The organism is Streptomyces sp. SID8374, from assembly GCF_009865135.1.
Classification (GTDB): Bacteria; Actinomycetota; Actinomycetes; order Streptomycetales; family Streptomycetaceae; genus Streptomyces.
The window spans coordinates 2134025-2158684 of record NZ_WWGH01000001.1; the positions used below are offsets into that span (position 1 = coordinate 2134025).

A 24660-nucleotide genomic window follows, 5' to 3' on the forward strand; every position below is an offset into this window, starting at 1 on the left:
GGACACCTACCCCCATCGGGTTCAGGCAGACATCGGCCGCTGCACCCTGATCGACTGCAACAGCCCGATGGCGACCCAGACGGCGAACATCGAGGACCCTCCGTAGGAGACGAAGGGCAGCGGCAGACCGGCCACCGGCATGATGCCGAGCGTCATGCCGATGTTCTCGAAGGACTGGAAGGCGAACCAGGCGATGATTCCGGCGGCGACGACCGTGCCGTACAGCTCGGTCGTCTCGCGGGCGATCCGGCAGGCTCGCCACAGGACGACACCGAGCAGGGCGATGATCAGCCCGGCGCCGAGGAAGCCCAGCTCCTCACCGGCGACCGTGAAGACGAAGTCCGTCTGCTGCTCGGGGACGAACTGGCCGGTGGTCTGGGTGCCCTGGAAGAGCCCGGTGCCGAAGAGGCCGCCGGAGCCGATCGCGATCCGGGCCTGGTTGGTGTTGTAGCCGACGCCGGCCGGGTCGAGTGCCGGGTTGGCGAAGGCGGCGAAGCGGGCGATCTGGTAGTCGTCCAGCAGCCCGAGCTGCCAGACCGAGACGGCTCCCGCCGCCCCCGCGCCGAGCAGGCCGAAGACCCAGCGGTTGGAGGCGCCGGAGGCCAGCAGGACGCCGAGGACGATGACGGCCATCACCATCACCGAGCCGAGGTCCGGCATCAGCATGACGACGGCCATCGGGACGGCCGCGATGCCGAGCGCCTTGGCGACGGTCCGGTGGTCGGGGTGGGCCTGGTCGCCCGCGTCGACGCGGGCGGCGAGCAGCATCGCCATCCCGAGGATGATGGTGATCTTGGTGAACTCGGAGGGCTGGATCGAGAATCCGGCCGGGAGCTTGATCCACGCGTGGGCGCCGTTGACGGTGGTGCCGAGCGGGGTGAGGACGGCGAGGACCAGCAGCACCGAGATGCCGTAGAGGACCGGGACGGCCCCGCGCAGGGTGCGGTGGCCGAGCCAGATCGTGCCGATCATCAGGGCCAGGCCGATGCCGGTGTTGAGGGCGTGCCGGAGGAGGAAGAAGTACGGGTCGCCCTGGGTGAGGTGGTCGCGGTTGCGGGTCGCGGACCACACGAGCAGCGAGCCGAGGAAGGAGAGCGCGAGCGCGGCTCCCAGCAGCGGCCAGTCCAGCCGCCGCGCGAGGGAGTCGCGGGCGGTCAGCTTGGCCCAGGAGCCCCGCTCGGGGGCGTACCGGGAGACGGAGAATCCACCTGCCATCAGGGCCGCCTCCCGGTCATCGCCGGTGATCCGGTGAGTCCCGGCTGGCCCGGGGGCTGCGGGATCAGGTTCTCGGGGTCGGCCTCCTGGCCTTCGGGCTGCGTCGGGACGGGGTTGTACGGCTTGATCTTCGGGGCGTGGATCGATCCGTCGGGCTGGACCTTCGGCAGCGCCCTCTGGGGCTTGGGCAGCAGGGCCTTCTTCACATCCTGGTTGCCCTCGGCGTCGAGGCCGTAGAGCGCGTCGTAGATCTTGCGGACGGCGGGCCCGGAGGCGCCGGAGCCGGTGCCGCCCTGGGAGATCGTCATGACGATGGTGAAGTCGTCGGTGTAGGTGGCGAACCACGAGGTGGTCTGCTTGCCGTAGACCTGCGCGGTGCCGGTCTTGGCGCGCATCGGGATCTTGTCCTGCGGCCAGCCGCCGAACCGCCAGGCGGCGGTGCCGCCGGGCTCCACGACCGAACGCAGCCCCTTGTCGAGGTCCTTGATGGTCTGGGCGTTGACGGGCAGCTTGCCGGTGGTCCTGGGCTTGATCTCCTGGACCGACTTGCCGTCCGGGCTGATCACGGCCTTGCCGACGGTGGGCGCGTGCAGGGTGCCGCCGTTGCTGATGGCGGCGTAGGCGGTGGCCATCTGGATGGGGGTGACGAGGACGTCACCCTGGCCGATGGCGTAGTTGATGCTGTCGTAGGCCTTGAGCTGGTTGCCCTCCAGGCAGCTCTCGTACGCGATCTGCTGCACGTACGTGCCGCCCTTCTTGCCCTCCTTGCACCAGGCGTCCTTGTTCGCCTTCCAGAAGTCCTGCTTCCACTTGCGGTCCGGGATGCGGCCCTTGACCTCGTTGGGCAGGTCGATGCCGGTCTCGGCGCCGAGGCCGAAGTCACGGGCGGTCGTGTAGAACCAGTTCTTGGCGTCCTTCTTCGGCTTTATGCCGCCGTCCTTGACCCACTCCTCGTGGCCGAGGCGGTAGAAGACGGTGTTGCACGAATACTTGAGCGCGTCCCCGAGGGTGATGGGGCCGTGCCCCTGGGACTCGAAGTTGGCGAAGGTCTGGCTGCCGAGGCTGTAGGAGCTGCTGCACTCGTAGCGGTCGTCGAAGGCGTGGCCGCCGCGCACGGCGGCGCTCGCGGAGACCACCTTGAAGATGGAGCCGGCGGGCGCCTGGCCCTGGATGCCCCGGTTGAGCAGCGGGTAGTTGGACTTCTTGCTGGTGAGCTTGGCGTACTGCTTGCCGGAGATGCCGCCGACCCAGTCGTTGGGGTCGTAGTCGGGCTGGGAGGCCATCGAGACGATCCGGCCGGTCTTGGACTCCATGACGACGACGGCGCCGGAGTCGGCCTCGTACTTGCGGCCGGTGATCTTGTCGGTCTCCTGGCGGACGGTCTTCATCGCCTGCGCCAGCTCGTACTCGGCGACCGCCTGGACCCGGGCGTCGAGGCTGGTGACGAGGTTGGAGCCGGGCACCGCCGGGTCGTTCTCCGCCTCGCCCATGACGCGGCCGAGGTTGTCGACCTCGTAGCGGGTGACGCCCGCCTTGCCGCGCAGCTCCTTGTCGTACGTCCGCTCCAGGCCCGAGCGGCCGACCTGGTCCGAGCGCAGATACGGCGAGGGGCCGTCCTTCGCCTTCTGGATCTCCTCGTCGGTGACGGGCGACAGATAGCCGAGGACCTGCGCGGTCTTCGCCTTGCCGGGTGCGGCGTAGCGGCGTACGGCGGTGGGTTCGGCGGTGATGCCGGGGAAGTCCTCGGCGCGCTCGCGGATCTGGAGGGCCTGCTGGGTGGTGGCCTCGTCGGTGACCGGGATCGGCTGGTAGGGCGAGCCGTTCCAGCAGGGCTGGGGGGTCTTGGCGTCGCAGAGGCGGACCTTGTCCCGCACGTCCTGGGGCTTCATGTCCAGGACCTCGGCGAGCCGGGTGAGGACGCCGACGCCGTCGTCCTTCATCTTCAGCAGCTCGGTGCGGCTCGCGGAGACGACGAGCCGGGTCTCGTTGTCGGCGAGCGGTACGCCGCGCGCGTCGAGGATCGACCCGCGCACGGCGGGCTGGACGACCTGCTGTACGCCGTTGCCGGCCGCTTCGGCGGTGTACTCGTCGCCGTTGCGGATCTGGAGGTACCAGAGGCGGCCGCCGAGGGTGAGCAGCAGGGAGAAGACGAGGACCTGGATGACGATGAGCCGGATCTGGACCCGCTGGGTCCGTCCGGTCTCGGGAATGTTGCTCACTGGGTGCCCCCGGTGGTGGTCCGGCTGGGGGTACGGGGGCCGTCCCCCGGGAGATGCGGCCTCACGCGGTGCCCCCGGTGTCCTTCGTCGCGTACGGCTTCACAGTCGCTTGACCCCCTTGATGCGGCCCGCGCGGGCGGCGCGGCTGCGGGCGGCCTTCATGCGCAGGCCGCCGCGCTGGTTGCCGATGCGCAGCCCGGTACCCGAGGCGAGCCAGCCCGCGGCGACGTCGTTGGAGCCGCCGGACGCCTCGGAGAGCGGGTCGTTCTCGGTGCGTCTGGCCAGCGCCATGATCAGCGGCACGGTGAAGGGCGCCAGCAGCAGGTCGTAGACGAGGGCGGTGAGCAGCAGGCTGCCCAGGCCCACGTGGCGGGCGGCCGTGTCGCCGACGAGGGCGCCGACGCCCGCGTACATCAGGGTCGACCCGAGCGCGGCGGCGACCACCACGGCCATCGGGGCGAAGGCCGACTTGAGCTGCCCGTTCTCCGGCCGGGCGAGGCCCGCGAGGTAGCCGATGACGCAGAGCACCAGGGCGTAGCGTCCGGCGGCGTGGTCGGCGGGGGGTGCGAGGTCGGCGAGGAGGCCCGCGCCGAAGCCGATGAGGGAGCCGCTGACCGGCCCGTACACGAAGGCGAGTCCGAGGACGGTGAGGAGCAGCAGGTCGGGGACGGCGCCGGGGAGCTGGAGGCGGGCGAGGACGGAGACCTGGACGACGAGGGCGACGACGACCAGGGCGGTGGAGAGCAGAGTCCGGTTGAGGCGCATAGGGATCAGCTCTACTCCTGGTCGTTTGCCGCGTTGTCGGGTTGGCCGTTGCCCTGCTGGTCGCCGGCGGCTTCACCGTCCCCCGGCTTCTCGTTGATGTTGCCGACGACCTTGCCCGAGCCGTCGACGAGGTCGCCGTTGGGCTGGACGGTGACGGTGACCGTGGGGGTCGGCTTGGGCTTCGTCTTGACGGGCTGCTTGGGCAGGACGGCGTCGCGGGGGTCGGAGCGCGGGGCCTGGACGACGACGCCGACGATGTCGAGTTTGGTGAACCCGACGTACGGCTTCACATAGACGGTCCGGGTGAGCGCGCCGCCCGAGGGGTCGACGCGGACGACCTCGCCGACGGGGACCCCGGGCACGAAGGGCTTGTCCTTGCTGGAGCCGAAGGTGACGAGCCGGTCGCCCGCCTTCACCTTGGCCTTGCCGTTGAGGAACTGGACCGAGAGCGGGCGCGAGCCCTGGCCGGTGGCGAAGCCGAGCTCGTCGGTCTTCTCCATCCGGGTGCCGACGGTGAAGTCCGGGTCGTTGGCGAGCAGGACCGTGGAGGTGCTGGGGCCGACGGTGGTGACCCGCCCGACCAGCCCCTCACCGTTGAGCACGGTCATGTCGCGGCGGATGCCGTCGTTCGCCCCGGCGTCGATGGTGATCGTCCAGGAGAAGCCCTGGGCCGCCCCTATGGCGATGACCTCGGCGCCCTTGATGCCGTACTGTCCGGCGCCCGCGTTCTTCAGCATGGCGTCCAGCTGGCGGACGCGGCTGTTGGTGCGGTCGTCGCTGCCGAGCTTGGCCTTCAGCGCGGCGTTCTCCTGCTCCAGGGCAGAGATCCGGTCGTGCCGTTTGCCGGAGTCCCGTACCGCCCCTATGGCGTTGCCCACCGGGTCGACCGCCGCCGCGACGCCGTTCTCCACGGGTCCGAAGACCGTGGCCGCGGCATGCCGTGCGCCGTCGACCGGTGAGCCTTCGCCGCCTCGGATATCCACCGTGATCAGGGCGAATGCGATGGCGATCAGCAGCACCAGGAGCAGCCGGCTCTCTCGTGTGTCCCTCACGTGCGGCGGCCGTGCCTTCCTCGTCGGAATGTTCGTGCCTGTGTGTACGTGGCTGTCGTGACGTCAGCACCCGTGTGCTGCCGTACCTGTACAGCAACGATCTATATCAACGATCCGGCGGGCGGAGCCGCAGCGTCCGCGCGCCGGATCGGGTGGTGTCGTGTCTGTCCTACCGGCGGGGCTGGGCGTCCAGCACCTGCTGGAGCGCCTCGAACTCCTCGACGCACTTGCCGGAGCCGAGCGCCACGGAGTCCAGCGGGTCCTCGGCGATGTGGATCGGCATGCCCGTCTCGCGGCGGAGCCGCTCGTCCAGGCCGCGGAGCAGTGCGCCGCCGCCCGTGAGGACGATGCCGCGGTCCATGATGTCGCCGGAGAGCTCGGGCGGGCACTTGTCGAGGGTCGTCTTCACCGCGTCGACGATCGCGTTGACCGGCTCCTCGATCGCCTTGCGGACCTCGGCGGCCGAGATGACGACCGTCTTGGGCAGCCCGGAGACCAGGTCGCGGCCGCGGATCTCGGTGTGCTCGTCCTTGTCCATGTCGTACGCCGAACCGATCGTGATCTTGATCTGTTCGGCGGTCCGCTCACCGAGGAGGAGCGAATACTCCTTCTTGATGTGCTGGATGATCGCGTTGTCCAGCTCGTCACCGGCGGTCCGGATCGACTGGGCGGTGACGATCCCGCCGAGCGAGATCACCGCGACCTCGGTGGTGCCGCCACCGATGTCGACGACCATGTTGCCGGTGGCCTCGTGGACCGGCAGGCCGGAGCCGATGGCCGCGGCCATGGGCTCCTCGATGATGTGCACCTGGCGCGCGCCGGCCTGCGTCGATGCCTCGATGACGGCGCGGCGCTCCACCCCGGTGATGCCGGAGGGCACGCAGACGACGACCCGGGGGCGGGCCAGGTAGCGGCGCTTGTGGATCTTGAGGATGAAGTAGCGGAGCATGCGCTCCGTGATCTCGAAGTCGGCGATCACGCCGTCCTTCAGGGGCCGCACGGCAACGATGTTGCCGGGCGTGCGCCCGATCATCTTCTTGGCCTCGGAGCCGACCGCCAGGATTCCGCCGGTGTTGGTGTTGATGGCCACGACGGACGGCTCGTTCAGAACGATGCCGCGCCCCCCTGACGTACACCAGCGTGTTGGCAGTCCCGAGGTCGATAGCCATGTCACGGCCGATGAACGACATTGAGTTCCCCTTGTTCCCCATGAGGATGCGTCGGGCCTTCCCAGGTAGCGAAGATGGCTTGTTCTGGTAGGCGAGGTTGGCGCTGCGGGCGTGGAAGCTTCCATCGTAGTGCCGTATGCACGGACACAGCGCGAGGGTCCTTCGCCGGTGTGGGCGGAACGGGTGCCCGTCCTACCCATGGTGACGTTACGTCGGAGGGATGCGTTCCCGCGAACCCGAACCCTATGCCGAAGGGCGACCGAATTACTTCGGTCGCCCCAGGCAGGCAGCGCTGTTTGGCCGATCGGGTCAGGAAAGTCCCGGAAAGAAAAGCTTCAGTTCTCGCTCTGCGGACTCCTGCGAGTCCGAGGCGTGGATGAGGTTCTCCCGGGTGATCGTGCCGAAGTCACCGCGGATCGACCCGGGCGCGGCGGCGATCGGGTCGGTGGGGCCGGCCAGGGCGCGGATGCCCTCGATGACCCGCTCACCTTCGGCCACCAGGGCGACGACGGGGCCGGAGGCCATGAACTCCATGAGCGGCTCGTAGAACGGACGGCCCTTGTGCTCGCCGTAGTGCTGCTCCAGCGTGTCGTGGTCCAGGGTGCGCAGCTCCAGCGCGGTGATCCGCCAGTCCGCCTTGCGCTCGATCCGGCCGACGATCTCGCCGATCAGGCCGCGGCGGACCGCGTCGGGCTTGAGCAGGACGAGGGTGCGCTGGGTCATGTGCGGCTCCTTGCAGACACTACGGGTGCGGTGAGGCGAGATTACAGGGGTACGGGACAGGGTCTGCGCCCGGGTTCACTCAGGGTCACCCTCGCACCCCGGGCACCTGCCGTCACATCAGGCCGTGGCCCCGCCGGCCTCCTGCCGGTCCTGCTGGCCCTGCTGGTCCGCCCAGCGGGCCTTGACCTCGTCGATCTTGCGGCCGTAGTGGATGGAGGCCCACCACAGCCCGCCGAAGACCAGGCCGAGGATGAACATCATCGGGACCACGAAGCCGCTGAGGACCAGCGCGACCTGGAGCGCCCAGCCGAGCTGGACGCCACCGGGGCGGGTGAGCATCCCGCAGAGCAGCAGGGAGAGCACCATGCCCACCCCGCAGACGGTCCAGACCGCGGCCTGGGAGACGTCGTCCAGCTTCATCGCGACGAGTCCGGCGAAGCCGATCACGAAGAACTCACCGAGCAGCGTCGAGGCGCAGAGCGTACGCATCCCTGACTCAGCCCCTTCCCAGAAGCAGCCGGGCCTCGCCGACCGTGATCACCGATCCGGTCACCAGGACCCCGGCGCCCGCGTACTCGTCGTCCTCCTCGGCCAGCGTGATCGCCGCCTCCAGCGCGTCGTCGAGACGCGGTTCGACCTGGACCCGGTCGTCGCCGAAGACCTCGACGGCGATGGCGGCCAGCTCGTCCACGTCCAGCGCGCGGTCGGTGGAGTTCTGCGTGACGACGACCTCGGCGAAGATCGGCTCGAAAGCCTCCAGGAGCCCGCGCACGTCCTTGTCGCCGCTGGTGCCGACCACCCCGATCAGCCGGGAGAAGCTGAACGCCTCCGAGATCCCGTCCGCCGCGGCCCGGGCCCCCGCCGGGTTGTGCGCGGCGTCCAGGACGACGGTCGGGCTGGAGCGCACGACCTCCAGACGGCCGGGCGAGACCACGGCGGCGAACGCCTTGCGGATCGCGTCGATGTCGAGGGAGCGGGCCTGCTCGGCGCCGATCCCGAAGAACGCCTCGACGGCGGCGAGCGCGACGGCCGCGTTGTGCGCCTGGTGGGCCCCGTACAGCGGCAGGAAGATCTCTGTGTACTCGGTGGCCGCACCACCGAGTCCGCGCAGCGTCAGCAGCTGGCCGCCGACGGCGACCTCGCGGGAGGCGACGCCGAACTCCATGCCCTCGCGGGCCACGGTGGCGTCCACCTCGACGGCCTTCTTCAGCATCACCTGCGCGGCGTCCACCGGCTGCTGCGCCAGGATGACCGTGGCGCCCTCCTTGATGACACCGGCCTTCTCCCCGGCGATCTCGGCGGGCGTGTTGCCCAGGCGGTCGGTGTGGTCCAGGGAGATCGGGGTGACGACGGCGACCGTGGAGTCGATGACGTTGGTGGCGTCCCAGGTGCCGCCCATGCCGACCTCGACGACCGCCACGTCGACGGGCGCGTCGGCGAAGGCCGCGTACGCCATGCCGGTGAGCACCTCGAAGAAGGAGAGCCGGTAGGGCTGCTGGGCGTCGACCATCTCGACGTACGGCTTGACGTCCTCGTACGTCTCGATGAACCGCTCGGGGTCGATCGGCGAGCCGTCGAGGCTGATCCGCTCGGTGATCGACTGGACGTGCGGCGAGGTGTAGCGGCCGGTGCGCAGCTCGAACGCGTTGAGCAGGGCCTCGATCATGCGGGCCGTGGAGGTCTTGCCGTTGGTCCCCGTGATGTGGATCGAGGGGTAGGCGCGCTGCGGCTCGCCGAGGACGTCCATCAGGGCGGCGATGCGCGTGACGGAGGGCTCCAGCTTGGTCTCGCCCCAGCGTCCGGCGAGCTCCTGCTCCACCGCGCGCAGCGCCTTGTCGGTCTCGGGGTCGGTGGGTCGGGCGGGGACCGCGTCGGCCTGGGGGGAACCCGCGTAGGTGCGCAGGGTGCGGCTCCCGGCTTCGATCACCGCCAGGTCGGGGTCGCGCTGGGTCTCTTCGCCGACGATCTCCTCGAAGGTGTCGTCGGGCTCGGACGCGTCGTGCCGGTCTGAAGGGCGGGGCTCACTCACGGGGCCCAGTCTACGGATGGGCCCCGGCATCGCACGCAGCGCCCGGCGGAGTGCGGAGCGGTGGTACGGGGAAGCCCCCGCATCCCCGGTCGGTCGGGGTGCGGGGGCTTCGCCGTACAGCTATCAGCTCGCGGGGAGGGCCGCCAGCTGGGCGGAGATCCGCTCGATGTCGGCCTCGGCCTTGGAGAGCCGGCCACGGATCTTGTCGACCACGTTGTCCGGCGCCTTGGCGAGGAACGCCTCGTTGCCGAGCTTCCCGGTGGCCTGCGCCTTCTCCTTCTGCGCCGCCTCCAGGTCCTTGGTGAGCCGCTTGCGCTCGGCCGGGACGTCGATGGTGCCGGAGAGGTCCAGCGCGACGGTGGCCCCGGCGACGGGGAGGGAGGCGGTGGCGTGGAAGCCGTCGCCGGCGGGCTGGAGCCGCAGCAGCTGGCGGATGGCCGCCTCGTGCGGAGCCAGCGCCGTGCCGGTCAGGGTCAGCTCGGCCGGGACCTTCTGGCCGGGCTGGAGGCCCTGGTCGTTGCGGAAGCGGCGGACCTCGGTGACGACCTGCTGGACGAGCTCGATCTCCTTCTCGGCCGCGTCGTCGCGGAAGCCGGAGTCGCCCGGCCACTCGGCGATGACGATCGACTCGCGCCCGGTGAGCGCGGTCCACAGCGCCTCCGTGACGAACGGGACGATCGGGTGCAGCAGCCGCAGCATCACGTCCAGGACCTCGCCGAGGACCCGGCCCGAGACCTCGGCCGGTCGGCCGCCCGCGAAGAACGTGGTCTTGGAGAGCTCCACGTACCAGTCGAAGACCTCGTCCCAGGCGAAGTGGCGCAGCGCCTCACTGATCTTGGCGAACTGGAAGTCGTCGTAGAACGCGTCGACGTCCGCGACCGTCTTGTTGAGACGGGAGAGGATCCAGCGGTCGGTGACCGACATCTCCTCGACCGGGGGCAGCTCGCCCTCGATCGTGGCGCCGTTCATCAGGGCGAAGCGGGTGGCGTTCCAGATCTTGTTGGAGAACTTCGCCGAGCCCTGGACCCAGTCCTCACCGATCGGGACATCGGTGCCGGGGTTGGCGCCGCGCGCGAGGGTGAAGCGCAGGGCGTCGGAGCCGTACTTGTCCATCCAGTCCAGCGGGTTGACCACGTTGCCGAAGGACTTCGACATCTTCTTGCCGTGCTCGTCGCGGACCATGCCGTGCAGGACGATGGTCCCGAACGGCGGGACGCCGTCGTTGACGTACAGGCCGAACATCATCATCCGGGCGACCCAGAAGAAGAGGATGTCGTAGCCGGTGACCAGGACGGAGTTCGGGTAGAACTTCGCGAGGCTGTCGGTCCGTTCGGGCCAGCCGAGGGTGGAGAAGGGCCACAGGCCCGAGGAGAACCAGGTGTCCAGGACGTCGCTGTCCTGGGTCCAGCCCTCGCCGGTGGGCGCCTCGTCGTCCGGTCCGACGCAGACGACCTCGCCGTTCGGGCCGTACCAGACGGGGATGCGGTGGCCCCACCAGAGCTGGCGCGAGATGCACCAGTCGTGGAGGTTGTCGACCCAGTCGAAGTACCGCTTCTCCATCTCCTGCGGGTGGATCTTGACCTTGCCGTCGCGGACCGCGTCACCGGCGGCCTCGGCGAGCGGGGCGACCTTGACCCACCACTGGAGGGAGAGGCGCGGCTCGATGGTGGTCTTGCAGCGCGAGCAGTGGCCGACGGAGTGGACGTACGGCCGCTTCTCGGCGACGATCCGGCCCTCGGCGCGCAGGGCGGCGACGATGGCGGAACGGGCCTCCAGCCGGTCCAGGCCCTCGAAGGGGCCGGGGGCCGTGATGACCGCGCGCTCGTCGAGGACGGTGATGAACGGCAGGTCGTGGCGGTTGCCGATCTCGAAGTCGTTCGGGTCGTGCGCGGGGGTCACCTTGACGGCGCCGGTGCCGAACTCCGGGTCGACGTGGTGGTCGGCGACGACCGGGATCGTACGGTCGGTCAGCGGCAGCTTGATCTGCTTGCCGACCAGGTGCTTGTAGCGCTCGTCGTCGGGGTGGACGGCGACGGCGGTGTCACCGAGCATCGTCTCGGCGCGGGTCGTGGCGACGACGATGGTCTCGTCGCCCTCCCCGTACGTCATGGAGACGAGCTCGCCGTCGTCCTCCTGGTACTCGACCTCGATGTCGGAGATCGCGGTGAGACAGCGCGGGCACCAGTTGATGATGCGCTCGGCGCGGTAGATCAGCCCGTCGTCGTACATCTGCTTGAAGACGGTCTGGACGGCCTTGGAGAGGCCCTCGTCCATGGTGAAGCGCTCACGGGACCAGGCGACGCCCTCGCCGAGGCGGCGCATCTGGCCGGAGATCTGGCCGCCGGACTCGTTCTTCCACTGCCAGACGCGCTCGACGAAGGCCTCACGGCCCAGGTCGTGGCGGGACTTGCCCTCCTTGCCGAGCTCGCGCTCCACCACGTTCTGGGTGGCGATGCCGGCGTGGTCCATACCCGGCTGGTAGAGCGCCTCGAACCCCTGCATCCGCTTCCGGCGGACGAGGGCGTCGATCAGGGTGTGCTCGAAGGCGTGGCCCAGGTGAAGGGAGCCGGTGACGTTCGGCGGCGGGATGACGATGCTGTAGGGCGGCTTGCCACTGTGCTCGTCGGCTTCGAAGTAACCACGCTCTACCCAGCGCTCGTACAGCTTCCCCTCTACATCGGCCGGCGCGTACGAGGTCGGCAGTTCGGGGTTGCTGGCTGGCTGCTGCGATGAGTTCTCGGTCACGGGGGACAGTTTAGGGCCGTCACAGCTCTGCACTGAAACGGATTGGTTCAGTAACGGTGTCCGGGCCGATGGCCCATGTCAGGGCGGCTTCCGTCAGGATGTCCGCAACGCATAAAAGTTTCGGAGGGGACACCGCAATGAGCTACAACCAGCCGGGCCCGTACGGCGGGCAGCCGCCGCAGGGCCAGCCCGGACCGTACGGACAGCAGCCCGGGCCGTACGGCGGCCCGCCGCCGCAGGGCCCGCCCCAGGGCCGGCCCGGCTACGGCTACCCCCAGCAGGCCCCTCAGGGCGTCCCGCCGCAGCAGCCCGGCCCGTACGGGGCCCCGCCGCAGGGCCAGCCCGGTTACGGCACCCCTCCCCCGGGCCAGCCCGGCTACGGCTACCCGCAGCCCCAGCAGCCGGGGCCGTACGGGCAGCAGCCGCCCACCCCTCCGTACGGCGGGCAGCCGGCGTACGGGGGGCAGCCGCCGTACCCGCCGCAGCAGCCGCAGAAGAAGAAGACCGGGCTGATCGTGGGGGCGTCCGTGCTGGCGCTTGCGGTCATCGGGGCGGGGGTGTGGTACTTCGCGGGCGGGGCGAGCAACAGTGATGTGGCCGACTCCACGAGGGGCTACAAGCTGACCCCGGCCGCCTCGGTGGACGACTACGCGAAGGACCCGTCCAAGCCGGACCGCTCCGGCCCGCTCACGGGGAAGTCGAAGGAGGACGCCGAGGCCGCGGGCGTCAAGGATCCGCAGCAGGCCGGCGCGCAGTACCAGAGCGGTTCGAAGGAGAACCCGCTCACCCAGAAGATGCTCCTGCTCCAGGGGTACTGGGGCCAGGTCGAGGACCCGGCCAAAGTCATCAACAACTCCTTCAGCGACGCCGAGAAGAAGATGGGCGAGAGCAGCAACGGCGCCAAGGTCTCGCTCATCGGCAGCCCCAAGGACGTCAAGCCGGCCGGTTTCGACGGCGCCCTGATGCGGTGCCAGGACCTCAAGACGGTCAACGACAAGGCCGACGGCACTCTCCAGAAGGGGCCGAAGGAAGTCATCACCCCGGTCTGCATCTGGGCCGACTACAGCACCGTCGGAATGGTCCTCGCCGTGGACATCGGCGGCGCCCTGACCGGCAAGGGCATCCCCCAGGAGGACGTCGCCGCCCTCGCCGCCAAGCTCTACAACACCTCGCGCACCAAGATCTGACGCACCGCATACACGCTCAACCCCGAAGGGGCGCCCACCGGTTGACCGGTCGGCGCCCCTTCGGCGTACATAACTTCCGTGCCGCTACGCGGACTTCTCGTGGCGCCCGCCGTCGTTCTTGCCGATCGTGCGCGGCTCGCGCGGGACCAGCGTCGGGTTGACGTGGTCGCGGACGACGTCCGGGGTGATGACGACGCGGGCGACGTCCTTGCGGGACGGGACCTCGTACATCACGGACTGGAGGACTTCCTCCATGATGGCGCGCAGGCCGCGCGCTCCGGTCTGGCGCAGGATCGCCTGGTCGGCGATGGCCTCCAGCGCCTCGCGCTCGAACTCCAGCTCCACGCCGTCGAGTTCGAAGAGGCGCTGGTACTGCTTGACCAGAGCGTTGCGCGGCTCGATGAGGATCTGGAGCAGCGCCTCGCGGTCCAGGTTGTGGACCGAGGTCAGCACGGGGAGGCGGCCGATGAACTCGGGGATCATCCCGAACTTCACCAGGTCCTCCGGCATGACCTCCTGGAACTGGTCGCTCGCCTGGATCTCCAGCTTGGAGCGGATCGTGGCGCCGAACCCGATGCCCTTGGCGCCGGCCCGGGACTCGATGATCTTCTCCAGACCGGAGAAGGCGCCGCCCACGATGAACAGCACGTTCGTCGTGTCGATCTGGATGAACTCCTGGTGCGGGTGCTTGCGCCCGCCCTGCGGCGGCACGGAGGCGGTGGTGCCCTCCAGGATCTTCAGCAGGGCCTGCTGGACGCCCTCGCCGGAGACATCGCGGGTGATCGACGGGTTCTCGCTCTTGCGGGCGACCTTGTCGATCTCGTCGATGTAGATGATCCCGGTCTCGGCCTTCTTGACGTCGTAGTCGGCCGCCTGGATCAGCTTCAGCAGGATGTTCTCGACGTCCTCGCCGACATAGCCGGCCTCCGTCAGCGCGGTGGCGTCCGCGATGGCGAACGGGACGTTGAGCATCCGGGCCAGCGTCTGCGCGAGCAGCGTCTTGCCGGAGCCCGTGGGACCCAGCAGCAGGATGTTCGACTTGGCCAGCTCGATCGCGTCCTCGCGATTGGCTCCGCCGCCGTTCTCCCCGGCCTGGACCCGCTTGTAGTGGTTGTACACCGCGACCGAGAGGGCCTTCTTCGCGGGCTCCTGCCCGACGACGTACCCCTCCAGGAACTCGTAGATCTCACGAGGCTTGGGAAGCTCTTCCCAGCGGACCTCGCTCGTCTCCGCGAGCTCCTCCTCGATGATCTCGTTGCAGAGATCGATGCACTCGTCGCAGATGTACACACCGGGTCCCGCGATGAGCTTCTTCACCTGCTTCTGGCTCTTGCCACAGAACGAGCACTTGAGCAGGTCGCCGCCATCACCGATGCGTGCCACGAGGTGCTTCCCCTTCGCCTGGGAGGCCGCCTGGTTCAGCGGCTCCTGGTGCCTCTATCCGACGGTACCTTGCCTGGGCCCCCGTTCGGGCCCCCCTTGGCACGGTTCACACGGCCGAGACCGTGCGAACGGAATGTGCCAAGGGGAAAGACCGACGTCAGACCGATGCCCCCGCGGTCGTCTTGCGGGTGGACACGATCTGGTCGACGAGCCCGTACGCCAGGGCGTCCTCGGCCGTGAGGATCTTGTCACGCTCGATGTCCTCGCTGATCTTCTCCAGCGGGGTCGTCGAGTGGCGGGCCAGCATCTGCTCCAGCTGCGTACGCATCCGGAGGATCTCGTTGGCCGCGATCTCCAGGTCGGAGAGCTGCTCGCGGCCCGTCTGCGAGGACGGCTGGTGGATGAGGACGCGGGCGTGCGGGAGCGCCATGCGCTTGCCCGGGGTGCCGGCGGCCAGCAGGACGGCGGCGGCGGAGGCGGCCTGGCCCATGCAGACCGTCTGGATGTCCGGCTTCACGAACTGCATCGTGTCGTAGATCGCGGTGAGCGCGGTGAACGAGCCGCCGGGGCTGTTGATGTAGATCGAGATGTCTCGGTCCGGGTCCATCGACTCCAGGCAGAGCAGCTGCGCCATGACGTCGTTGGCCGAGGCGTCGTCGATCTGGACGCCGAGGAAGATCACGCGCTCCTCGAAGAGCTTCGCGTACGGGTCGTACTCACGCACACCCTGCGAGGTGCGCTCCACGAAGCGCGGGACGACGTAGCGGTTGTCCACCTGCGGGCCGGTGTAGAGGCCGCTCGCGGAGGCGCCGGGGAAGTTGTTCATGTGGGTGTTCACCATCCTGGTGGCGTTCTGGGGCTGGAGGTCTCGGCGTACGAGAAGGGGGTGCGGGTGTGGTGCCGACGGTCCGGTGGGGACCGGATCAGGCACCCGTGCCGCCGCCGCCCGGGATGCCCGACGCGACCGTGATGATCTCGTCGATGAGGCCGTAGTCCTTGGCCTCCTCCGCCGTGTACCAGCGGTCGCGGTCGCCGTCGCGGATGATCGTCTCGACGGTCTGGCCGGAGTGGCGGGCCGTGATCTCGGCCATGCGCGTCTTGGTACGGAGCAGGTACTGCGCCTGGATCTTGATGTCCGAGGCCGTTCCGCCGATACCGGCCGAACCCTGGTGCATGAGGATGTCGGTGTTCGGGAGCGCGAAGCGCTTGCCCGCGGCGCCGCCGGTGAGCAGGAACTGGCCCATCGAGGCCGCCATGCCCATCCCGATGGTGACCACGTCGTTCGGGATGTACTGCATGGTGTCGTAGACCGCCATGCCGGCCGTCACCGAACCACCGGGGCTGTTGATGTAGAGGTAGATGTCCTTGTCCGGGTCGGCGGCAAGGAGCAGGAGCTGTGCGGTGATCTTGTTGGCGATGTCATCGTCGACCTGCTGACCGAGGAAGATGATGCGCTCGCCGAGCAGTCGGCTGTAGACCTGGTCACCGAGGCCTCCACCGAGGGACGGCTCTCCGGCGGCGTAGGGCATCAGATTCGTCACGTATCCACCTGCTCGTCTCTGACGGCTCCGGCCGTCTCAGCGTCTTCGTACCGGGCGGGTGGGGGACTCCCCCACCCTTCCTCTTCATGGACCCTAACGCGCAGGTGGGACAACGCCATCCCGGTTCCGCAACTGTTCGCTGGGAGCGCAAGGTCCGCAGTGGGCACAGGGGTTCCGGGGCCGCACAGCGATGCGAGGGATACGGCGACGGGCCCCGGACGCGTGTGGTGCGTCCGGGGCCCGTCGTTGCCGATCGGCGTGGGACCGGCGTGGATCAGGGCGAGGCTCAGGCCTCGTTCTTCTCCTCGGCCTTGTCCTCGGTGGCGGCCTCGGCCGTCTCCGTGGTCTCGTCCTCGTCGTCCTCGAGGTCGACGACCTCACCGTTGGTGTCGACGACCTTGGCGGCCTCGACGACGACGGCGAGCGCCTTGCCGCGGGCGACCTCGCCGACGAGCATCGGCACCTGGCCGCCTTCGACGACGGCCTGGGCGAACTGGTCGGGGCTCATGCCGGAGGAGGCGGCACGCCGCATGAGGTGCTCGGTGAGCTCCTCCTGGTTGACGTTCAGCTTCTCCTTGTTGACGAGCTCGTCCAGGATGAACTGGGTCTTGATGCCCTTGACGGCCTGCTCGGAGGTCTCGTTCTCGAACTCCTCCAGGGTCTTGCCCTGGATCTCGAGGTACTTCTCGAGGTCGAGGCCCATCTGACCGAGCTGGTGGTGCTCCAGGTTGTGCTTGCGGGTCTGGACCTCGTCCGCGAGCAGCTTCTCCGGGATCGGGACCTCGGCGAGCTTCAGCAGCTCCTCCAGGACCCGCTCCTGGGCCTGGGTGGCCTGGTCGTACTGCTTGGTGGTCTCCAGGCGCTTGCGGCTGTCGGCCTTCAGCTCCTCCAGCGTGTCGAACTCGCTGGCCATCTGGGCGAAGTCGTCGTCCAGCTCGGGGAGCTCACGGGCGGCGACGGCGGTGACCTTGACGGTGACCTCCGCGGCCTTGCCCTCGGCGGAGCCGCCCTTCAGCTCGGAGGTGAAGGTGGCCTCGCCACCGGCCTCCAGGCCGGTCACGGCCTCGTCGATGCCGTCGAGGAGCTCGCCGGAACCGATGGTGTACGAGACACCCGCGGCCACGCCGTCCTCCAGGACCTCGCCGTCGACCTTGGCCTCCAGGTCGATCGTGACGACGTCGCCGTCGGCGGCGGCGCGCTCGACCGGGTTGGTGGAGGCGAAGCGCTCGCGCAGCTGCTCCACGGCCTTCTCGACCTCTTCGTCGGTGACCTCGAGGGCGTCGACGGTGACCTCGATGCCGGAGTAGTCCGGGATCTCGATCTCGGGGCGTACGTCAACCTCGGCGGTGAAGGCCAGCAGCTCGCCGTCCTTCAGCTCGGTGATGTCGACCTCGGGCTGGCCGAGGACGTTCAGCTCACCCTCGTTGACCGCCTCGGTGTAGAACTTCGGGAGGGCGTCGTTGACGGCCTCCTCCAGCACAGCACCGCGGCCGAACCGCTGGTCGATGACCCGGGCGGGGATCTTGCCCTTGCGGAAGCCCTTCACCGTGACCTGCTGGTTGATCTTCTTGTACGCCGCGTCGAGGCTGTCCTTGAGCTCCTCGAAGGGCACCTCGATGCTGAGCCGAACCCGGGTCGGGTTCAGGGTCTCCACGGCGCTCTTCACGGTTCGGTCTCCTTGGTGGCTGACTTCTTTGGGTTCTGCTCGACCGCCGACGGCGGCTTCGCGGACCGAGCCCGGTACATCAGACACACGGGCACGCATTCTGCATAGTAACGGCAAGGAGGAGGACTCCCCCAATGCGATCTTGCCGGTGGTCGGGGTGGCCGGATTCGAACCGACGACCTTCCGCTCCCAAAGCGGACGCGCTACCAAGCTGCGCCACACCCCGTCGGTGCGACACGTAGGGTACATGCACCGGAGCCGTGCGTCGGCCGCTTTGCGGGGCGGGCGGGGACCGGTGGTCCGGGGCCGGCGTCAACGGGTGTGCGGAGACCGGCGCCGACCCGCTACGATGCTCTTCGTGCCGCGGTCCCCGGACCTGCGGTGCTCGCGGGCGTAGCTCAATGGTAGAGCCCTAGTCTTCCAAACTAGCTACGCGGGTTCGATTCCCGTCGCCCGCTCCATGCCTGGGCCCGGTCCGACATCTCGTCGGACCGGGCCTCTTGCGTGTGCGCGGGCCGCGCGGCGGACGCGGCCGCCCCCTTCCGGGGGCCGAACCGCCTCAGAAGCTGATCTGGTTGATCGTGTCGGCTATCGAGTTCATGAACCTGTTGATCGACGGGGCCATGCCGGTCGACGCCAGGAAGAAGCCGAAGAGCACGGCGACGAGCGCGGGCCCGGGCTTGATGGAGCCACCACGGATCAGCACCACCAGGATGACCGCGAACAGCAGCACCATAGACAGTGAAATAGCCACGTCTGATCACACCCTCGGTCGGTCCGCCTTGCCGGCCCGGAAACGTGCACCACTGCGCGCCCCGTCGCGTCCATCGTGCCACCAACTCCCCGGTGTCTGCTGCCGGGTGACGGATCGCACTGACCGGATCCCGCCATCCTGCCCCGCTCACCGGGGCGCCACGCCGGACGGCTCGCGCTTCCGCCGCCGAATCGGCGCGACCGCATATTCACCGGCCCGGGTCGCGGTGGCCGTTTCCCTGTCCCCACAGGTCGTTCACAGGTAATTCGAGCTGTTCGATGCGAGGTAATTCACTCACCCAACACCCTTGCCGATATGCCCTGTTTAAGCGGGATCAAGCGTGTCATAACGGGCGGTGTTCGACAGTTTCATAGGCGAATGGAGGGGAACACGCGATATCTCGACGCGGTTTTACGCGAGGCAATCGACGGGTCTAAGGTGCCTTAGATGTTCCAAGCTCCGAGCGTATTCACAAGGGCCCCGCTCCCCCCGGTGACCCGGGAGCCGGAGCCCAGACGCGAGCAGACGCCCACCGCCCCGGCCCCCGCCGAGGCCCCGCCGGCGGCGGCGAAGAAGCGTGACCCCTACTTCGACAATGTGAAGTATCTGGCCATCGTCCTGGTCGCGGTGGCGCACGCCTGGGAACCGGTGATGGACGGCAGCCGGGCCACCCGGGCGCTCTACATGATCGTGTACACGTTCCACATGCCGGCCTTCATCCTCATCTCCGGCTATTTCTCCCGGACGTTCGACATGTCCGCCCCGAAGGTGAAGCGCCTGATCACCGGCGTCGCCGTGCCGTACGTTCTGTTCGAGACGGCCTACTCGCTCTTCAAGCGGTACGTGGACGATTCGCCCGACACCTCGATCACCCTGGTCGATCCGCTGTTCCTGACGTGGTTCCTGATCGCCCTGTTCATCTGGCGGGTCACCACGCCGATCTGGCTCACACTGCGCCATCCGCTGCCGGTGGCGCTCGCCATCGCCATGCTGGCCTCGATCTCCCCGGACATCGGCGACGACCTGGATCTCCAGCGGGTCTTCCAGTTCCTGCCGTTCTTCGTCCTCGGCCTGCTGATGAGGCCCGAGCACTTCCAGCTGATCCGGCGCCGCGAGGTGCGGCTGCTCTCCCTGCCGCTGTTCGCGGGCGCCCTGCTGTTCGCGTACTGGATCGCCCCGCGCATGCAGCTCGGCTGGCTCTACCGCGCCAACAGCGCCCAGGAGATGGACGCCCCGTGGTGGTCCGGCGCGGTGATGTCGCTGGCCCTGTTCGGCTGCGCACTGGCGCTGACCGTCGCCTTCCTGGCCTGGGTGCCGCGCAGGAACATGTGGTTCACGGCGCTGGGCGCCGGGACCATCTGCGGCTATCTGCTCCACGGCTTCCTGATCAAGGGCGCCGTCTACACGGGCCTGTTCGACCGGTACACCTGGCTCTCCGACCCCGTCGGCCTGGTCGTCGTCTCGGTGGTGGCCGCGGTCGCGGTGACGCTCATGTGCTCGCCGCCGGTGGGCCGGGCCCTGAAGTTCGCCACCGAACCGGACATGCCGTGGGCGTTCCGGAAGGATCCCGCGAAGCGCTGAACCCGCTCCCGCTCCTCGCTCTCCCTGCTTTTCGATCCACCCGTGGCGTCGGCCACGGGTGGATCACTGCGTTTCCGGGTTGGCCGAATCCTTTCGGTCCGAGGGCGGTTCCCCGCCGACCAGCCCCAACAGCGCCCGCACCTGCGCATACTTCGCCGTCAGCCGGGTACGCACCGGCTCGTCCAGGACCGCGAGGCGGGCCGGATCCGCGTTGTGGGCCAGATCCGCCTCCTTGATGAGCAGCGCGCCCTCGGTGGCGAGGATCCGGGCCGTGTACGCGGACAGCTCCTCGCCCGGCCGCTTGGTGACGGCCAGGACCATGTCCTTGACCTCCTGCGGCAGAGCGGCCTCCGCCAGCCACCGCGCGGAGAGCGCTCCGTCCTCGACCGCGTCGTGCAGCCAGGCCGCCGCGATCTGCCGGTCGGTGCCGCCGCGCACCCGTACGCCCTCGGCCACCGCGGCCAGGTGTTCCGTGTACGGGCGGCCCGCCTTGTCGGTCTGTGTCGCATGGGCCTCACGGGCAAGAGCCTCGATCTCGGCCAGGTCCAGAGGGTCGTCAGCCATGGCCCGACTCTACGGCGGCGCCTCAACACCCGCCCTGGCCTGCGGCGTTACCGGGAGCGGGCCGCCGCTTGCCCGGCGAACAAAAGCCGACAATTCGGCGGCTTCATAGTTGCAGAGTCAATCGTTCGGTAAACTAATTACTGATGGTTTGTTGACGCCCTCTTGACACCCTCTTGACCTACCGCGAAGGAACAGGCTCATCGGACACGCAGACACCCTCCTCGCCATGGGCGGCGCCTTCCTGGCCGCTGCCGTCCTCGCCCGCCTCGGCGGCCGCATCGGGCTGCCGACGATCCCCCTGTTCATCCTGGCCGGCATCCTCCTCGGCCCCCACACCCCCGGTTACACGCTTCTCTCCAACCCGCACGACCTGGAGATGCTCTCCGCGCTGGGACTCGTCCTCCTGCTCTTCTACCTCGGGCTCGAGTTCCACATGGACGACCTCAAGACGGGTGGCCGCAAGATGGCCATCGCGGGCGGGACGTATCTGGCCCTGAACGTGGGCGCCGGTCTCGGCTTCGGTTTCGCGCTCGGCTGGGGCACATCGGAGGCGCTGGTCCTCGCCGGTGTGCTCGGCATATCCTCGTCCGCCATCGTGACCAAGATCCTGGTGGACCTGGGGCGCATCGGTAATCCGGAGACCCGGCCGATCCTCGGCATCATCGTCGTCGAGGACGTCTTCCTCGCCCTCTACCTCGCGGCCCTCCAGCCGATCCTGTCCGGTGCGGACAGCCTCTCGGCGATGCTCGTGGACGGCGGCAAGGCCTTCGGCTTCCTGCTGCTGCTCGCCCTGGCCGCCCGGTTCGGGACGAAGCTCATCGGCAAGCTGATGAACACCAAGGACGACGAGCTCCTCGTCATCTCCTTCCTCGGTGTCGCGGTCTTCGTCGCCGGGGTCTCCGAGATGTTCGGCGTCGCCGACGCGATCGGTGCCTTCATGGTCGGCCTGATGCTCGGCTCCACCACGTCCGGCGAGCGCATCCTCAAGCTGGTCCACCCGCTGCGGGACGCGTTCGGCGCCATCTTCTTCTTCGCCTTCGGTCTCTCCATCGACCCGGGCGACCTCCTGAGCGTCTTCTGGCCGGTGCTGGCGGCCGTCATCCTGACGCTCGCGATGAACGTGGCCGCGGGTCTCGCGGCCGCCAGGATCTACAGCTTCGGCACCCAGGCCACGGCCAACATCGCCACCACGCTGGTGGCCCGGGGCGAGTTCGCGCTCATCCTGGCCACGATGGCGGCGGCCGCCGGACTGGACAACCGGCTCTCGCCCTTCATCGCCGGTTACGTGCTCCTCCTCGCCGTCCTCGCTCCGCTGGCGGCCGGCCGTTCCCACTGGCTGGCCAAGGTCCTCCCCGGCGGACGCGGCAAGGACGGTGGCGGCAAGGACGGCGACAAGGATCAGGAACAGATCCCGGTGTCTGTCTGAACGGAGACGGAGGGCGTCCCCAGGAGTCACCCGGGGGTGATGATCACCACATCATCATCTCCGGGTGATGGGCCTCTCTCCGTTGACGCGGCCCTCACCTCGGGGCGCGTCCCGTCGACGCGGCCCGCTCAGGCCCTGCGGGAGAGCAGCAGGAGCGCCCGGTCGTCGTTGACGTCCTTGGCGCAGGCCTCGATCAGATGCCAGGCCGCGCCCTCGAAGCCGGTGGAGACATAGCGGTCGGCCTCGCCCGTCAGCCGGTCGATCCCCTCGGCGATGTCCCGGTCTGACGCCTCCACCAGGCCGTCCGTGAAGAGCATGAGTACGTCCCCGGGCGCGAGCGAGCCCTTGACCGCGTCGAACTCGGCCCCGTCGTAGACGCCGAGCAGCGGGCCCTCCCCCGACTTCTCCTCCCACTGGCCGCTGCCCGCGTGCAGTTGCAGGGCGGGCGGATGGCCGGCCGAGAAGATCTCGTAGTCGCCGGAGTCCAGGTCCAGCACCAGATGGATCGAGGTGGCGAACCCCTCGTCCCAGTCCTGGCGCAGCAGATAGCCGTTGGCGGCGGCGAGGAAGCCGTGCGGCGGCAGCGATCCGAGCAGGCCGCCGAAGGCGCCGGAGAGCAGCAGGGCCCGGGAGCCCGCGTCCATGCCCTTGCCGGAGACGTCGGTGAGGACGACCTCCAGGGTCCGGCCGCCGTGGGTGCGGGCCGCGACGACGAAGTCCCCGGAGAAGGACTGGCCGCCGGCCGGGCGCAGGGCCATCTCGCGGTGCCAGCCCTGGGGCAGCCGGGGCAGGGCGCTCTGGACCCGGATGCGTTCGCGCAGGTCGAAGAGCATGGTGCCGCCGCGCCGCCAGGGCACGCCGACCCGGGCCCGGAACTGGGCGAGGATCAGCCCGAAGAACCCGCAGGCAGCGACCACGAGCACGGTGCCCGGGGTGACTCTGGCCGGCCCGTCGGCGTACGGCCCCAGCGTGAGCGCCTCCACGATCAGGGCGGCGGCGGACGTGGCGTACAGACCGAGCAGGCTGGCGGGGCGCAGCAGGAGGCCGCCCGCGACGATGGGCAGGGCGAGGGCGGCCGGGTCGATCCAGACCGGGCTGGTGATGGTGGCGAAGGTGATGGCCGGGATGGTCAGCAGCAGACCGGCCATCGCGATCCAGTCGGAGCCGTCGCCCCGGAAGTAGTCCACCCCGGATTTGCGCAGCCCGATGCGGGCCCGGTGCATCGATCTGCGCCACCGGGCCCAGAAGTCGTCCACTCCTCCGCGACGGGCCATTGCCGGGACCCTATCCACCCGGACGCCTCCGGTGCAGGGGGACCCCGGTGACAATGCGCGCGAAATCGGGTCGTCCGGTGCGGCCGGCCCTGGTAGGGATGGCCTATGACTTCTGAACTCCGTGTGCTGCGACCTGCTGACTGGGACGTCTGGTTCCCCTGCCTGGAGCGGGCGTTCGGGGGTGTGCTGTCCGCCCCGGAGTCGCGTGCGCTCTGGCGGGAGCTGGTCGAGTTCGACCGGTTCATCGGGCTCTGGGACGGGGAGGCGTGCGTCGGTACGGCGGGGGCGTACAGCTTCCGGCTGACCGTGCCCGGCGGGGCGGCGGTGCCCACGGCCGGGGTGACGATGGTGAGCGTGGCCGGGACGCACCGGCGGCGGGGGCTGCTGCGGACGATGATGCGGCGCCAGTTGGACGACGTACGGTCCTGGGGCGAGCCGCTCGCCGTGCTGACCGCTTCGGAGCCGGCGATCTACGGGCGCTTCGGGTACGGCGCCGCGACCCGGGCCCTGAGCCTGGACGTCGACACCGCCCGCGTACAGCTGGACCTGCCGCCGGGCACGGACGAGGTGCGGGTGCGCTACGCGGACCCGGTGGCGGCCCTGCCCGCCTGCGAGGACGTGTACGGGCGGCTCGCCGCCGAGCGTCCGGGCACGCCGGTGCGGCAGCCGAAGTGGGAGCAGGCCGCGGTGATCGACACGGAGCAGGACCGGGCGGGCGCCTCCCCGTTGCAGTGCGTGCTCGCGGAGCGGGACGGGGAGGTGGCGGGGTACGCCACGTTCCGGGTGCGGCCGGACTGGGACCGGGCGGGGCCCAAGGGGACGGTGGTGCTGCGGGATCTGGCGGCGCTGGACCCGGCGTCGTACGCGGCGCTGTGGCGGTTCCTGTTCGGCATCGACCTGACGTCGGCCGTGGCGGCGGGCGGGCGGCCGGTGGACGAGCCGCTGATGCAGCTGGTCTCGGATGTGCGGCGGTGCGAGGCGCGGGTGCAGGACTCGCTCTACGTACGGCTGGTGGAGGTGGGGGCGGCGCTGGAGGCCCGGGCGTACCGGACGCCGGTGGATGTGGTGCTGGAGGTGGAGGACGCCTTCTGCCCGTGGAACGCGGGGCGCTGGCATCTGGTGGCGGACGCGAAGGGCGGTGCCTCGTGCCGGCGTGCGCCGGATCGCGCGCCGGATCTGGAGCTGTCGGTACGGGAGCTGGGCGCCGCCTACCTGGGCGGGGTGTCGTTCACCTCGCTCGCGGCGGCGGGCCGGGTGCGGGAGGTGCGTCCGGGCGCGGTGGAGGAGGCCTCGGCCGCGTTCTCGTGGCATGTGGAGCCGTGGCTGCCGCACAGCTTCTGAGACGACCGGGGACCGGGCGCCGGAGA

Annotated in this window: 19 protein-coding genes, 2 tRNA genes and 1 pseudogene; 5 read left to right on the forward strand and 17 right to left on the reverse strand. The window is 69.5% G+C overall.

Annotation, left to right across the window (positions count from 1 at the left end; all coding sequences use genetic code 11):
* Positions 1-21: 21 nt before the first annotated feature.
* The 9 genes and pseudogenes from rodA to GTY67_RS09585 all read right to left on the reverse strand — a co-directional run bounded on the left by rodA (position 22) and on the right by GTY67_RS09585 (position 11917).
* A complete protein-coding gene (gene rodA / locus GTY67_RS09545; protein ID WP_093687266.1) occupies positions 22-1215 on the reverse strand; it encodes a rod shape-determining protein RodA in 1194 nt (397 codons plus the stop codon).
* Positions 1215-3434 carry a penicillin-binding protein 2 gene (gene mrdA, locus GTY67_RS09550; protein WP_161278378.1) on the reverse strand — a complete coding sequence of 740 codons (2220 nt, stop codon included), beginning with the start codon at positions 3432-3434 and terminating at the stop codon, positions 1215-1217. Before mrdA ends, rodA begins: the two co-directional genes overlap by 1 nt.
* A 99-nt stretch (positions 3435-3533) precedes the next feature.
* The gene (gene mreD / locus GTY67_RS09555) at positions 3534-4199 is read right to left on the reverse strand and encodes a rod shape-determining protein MreD (RefSeq protein ID WP_093687262.1); all 666 of its coding nucleotides are present in this window, start codon (positions 4197-4199) and stop codon (positions 3534-3536) included.
* Positions 4200-4210: 11 nt separating this feature from the next.
* On the reverse strand, positions 4211-5251 hold the full coding sequence (mreC, locus tag GTY67_RS09560; RefSeq protein ID WP_093687260.1) for a rod shape-determining protein MreC: 1041 nt from the start codon (positions 5249-5251) through the stop codon (positions 4211-4213).
* A 169-nt stretch (positions 5252-5420) separates the two neighbouring features.
* Positions 5421-6441: pseudogene (locus GTY67_RS09565) on the reverse strand (rod shape-determining protein).
* A gap of 288 nt (positions 6442-6729) precedes the next feature.
* Entirely contained in the window at positions 6730-7143 is a 414-nt protein-coding gene (gene ndk, locus GTY67_RS09570; RefSeq protein WP_093687256.1) for a nucleoside-diphosphate kinase, read from the reverse strand.
* Between the two features lie 117 nt (positions 7144-7260).
* Complete coding sequence (locus tag GTY67_RS09575) at positions 7261-7632, reverse strand: DUF4233 domain-containing protein (protein ID WP_161278379.1); 372 nt, start codon at positions 7630-7632, stop codon at positions 7261-7263.
* Between the two features lie 7 nt (positions 7633-7639).
* The gene (locus GTY67_RS09580; protein ID WP_093687252.1) at positions 7640-9172 is read right to left on the reverse strand and encodes a folylpolyglutamate synthase/dihydrofolate synthase family protein; all 1533 of its coding nucleotides are present in this window, start codon (positions 9170-9172) and stop codon (positions 7640-7642) included.
* 123 nt (positions 9173-9295) lie between these two features.
* Positions 9296-11917, reverse strand: a complete 2622-nt coding sequence (locus GTY67_RS09585) for a valine--tRNA ligase (protein ID WP_161278380.1) — start codon at positions 11915-11917, stop codon at positions 9296-9298.
* 137 nt (positions 11918-12054) lie between these two features.
* Between GTY67_RS09585 and GTY67_RS09590 the strand changes: the two genes are divergently transcribed.
* Positions 12055-13104 carry a hypothetical protein gene (locus GTY67_RS09590; protein WP_161278381.1) on the forward strand — a complete coding sequence of 350 codons (1050 nt, stop codon included), beginning with the start codon at positions 12055-12057 and terminating at the stop codon, positions 13102-13104.
* Between the two features lie 84 nt (positions 13105-13188).
* On the opposite strand, the gene clpX is transcribed toward GTY67_RS09590, so the two are convergent.
* From clpX to GTY67_RS09615, 5 genes are all read right to left on the reverse strand, one after another.
* On the reverse strand, positions 13189-14487 hold the full coding sequence (gene clpX / locus GTY67_RS09595) for an ATP-dependent Clp protease ATP-binding subunit ClpX (protein ID WP_093687246.1): 1299 nt from the start codon (positions 14485-14487) through the stop codon (positions 13189-13191).
* A 157-nt stretch (positions 14488-14644) separates the two neighbouring features.
* Positions 14645-15328 carry an ATP-dependent Clp protease proteolytic subunit gene (locus GTY67_RS09600; RefSeq protein WP_030563669.1) on the reverse strand — a complete coding sequence of 228 codons (684 nt, stop codon included), beginning with the start codon at positions 15326-15328 and terminating at the stop codon, positions 14645-14647.
* A gap of 82 nt (positions 15329-15410) precedes the next feature.
* Complete coding sequence (locus GTY67_RS09605) at positions 15411-16016, reverse strand: ATP-dependent Clp protease proteolytic subunit (protein WP_030563671.1); 606 nt, start codon at positions 16014-16016, stop codon at positions 15411-15413.
* A gap of 298 nt (positions 16017-16314) precedes the next feature.
* Positions 16315-17694 carry a trigger factor gene (tig, locus tag GTY67_RS09610; protein WP_158650497.1) on the reverse strand — a complete coding sequence of 460 codons (1380 nt, stop codon included), beginning with the start codon at positions 17692-17694 and terminating at the stop codon, positions 16315-16317.
* Between the two features lie 149 nt (positions 17695-17843).
* A tRNA-Pro gene (locus GTY67_RS09615) sits at positions 17844-17920 on the reverse strand.
* 161 nt (positions 17921-18081) lie between these two features.
* Between GTY67_RS09615 and GTY67_RS09620 the strand changes: the two genes are divergently transcribed.
* A tRNA-Gly gene (locus GTY67_RS09620) sits at positions 18082-18155 on the forward strand.
* Between the two features lie 98 nt (positions 18156-18253).
* Here GTY67_RS09620 and GTY67_RS09625 read toward each other — a convergent pair.
* The gene (locus GTY67_RS09625; protein ID WP_026241379.1) at positions 18254-18448 is read right to left on the reverse strand and encodes a hypothetical protein; all 195 of its coding nucleotides are present in this window, start codon (positions 18446-18448) and stop codon (positions 18254-18256) included.
* A gap of 447 nt (positions 18449-18895) precedes the next feature.
* On the opposite strand from GTY67_RS09625, the gene GTY67_RS09630 reads away from it, so the two are divergent.
* Complete coding sequence (locus tag GTY67_RS09630; protein WP_161278382.1) at positions 18896-20029, forward strand: acyltransferase family protein; 1134 nt, start codon at positions 18896-18898, stop codon at positions 20027-20029.
* A 63-nt stretch (positions 20030-20092) separates the two neighbouring features.
* On the opposite strand, the gene GTY67_RS09635 is transcribed toward GTY67_RS09630, so the two are convergent.
* On the reverse strand, positions 20093-20593 hold the full coding sequence (locus tag GTY67_RS09635) for an HD domain-containing protein (protein WP_161278383.1): 501 nt from the start codon (positions 20591-20593) through the stop codon (positions 20093-20095).
* A gap of 226 nt (positions 20594-20819) precedes the next feature.
* Here GTY67_RS09635 and GTY67_RS09640 point away from each other — a divergent pair, with 226 nt between their 5' ends.
* Entirely contained in the window at positions 20820-22019 is a 1200-nt protein-coding gene (locus GTY67_RS09640; RefSeq protein ID WP_093687238.1) for a cation:proton antiporter, read from the forward strand.
* Positions 22020-22147: 128 nt separating this feature from the next.
* On the opposite strand, the gene GTY67_RS09645 is transcribed toward GTY67_RS09640, so the two are convergent.
* Complete coding sequence (locus GTY67_RS09645; protein WP_093687236.1) at positions 22148-23293, reverse strand: PP2C family protein-serine/threonine phosphatase; 1146 nt, start codon at positions 23291-23293, stop codon at positions 22148-22150.
* A gap of 105 nt (positions 23294-23398) precedes the next feature.
* Here GTY67_RS09645 and GTY67_RS09650 point away from each other — a divergent pair, with 105 nt between their 5' ends.
* Positions 23399-24634, forward strand: coding sequence for a GNAT family N-acetyltransferase (locus GTY67_RS09650; protein ID WP_161278384.1), 1236 nt, complete (start codon positions 23399-23401; stop codon positions 24632-24634).
* Positions 24635-24660 lie beyond the last annotated feature (26 nt).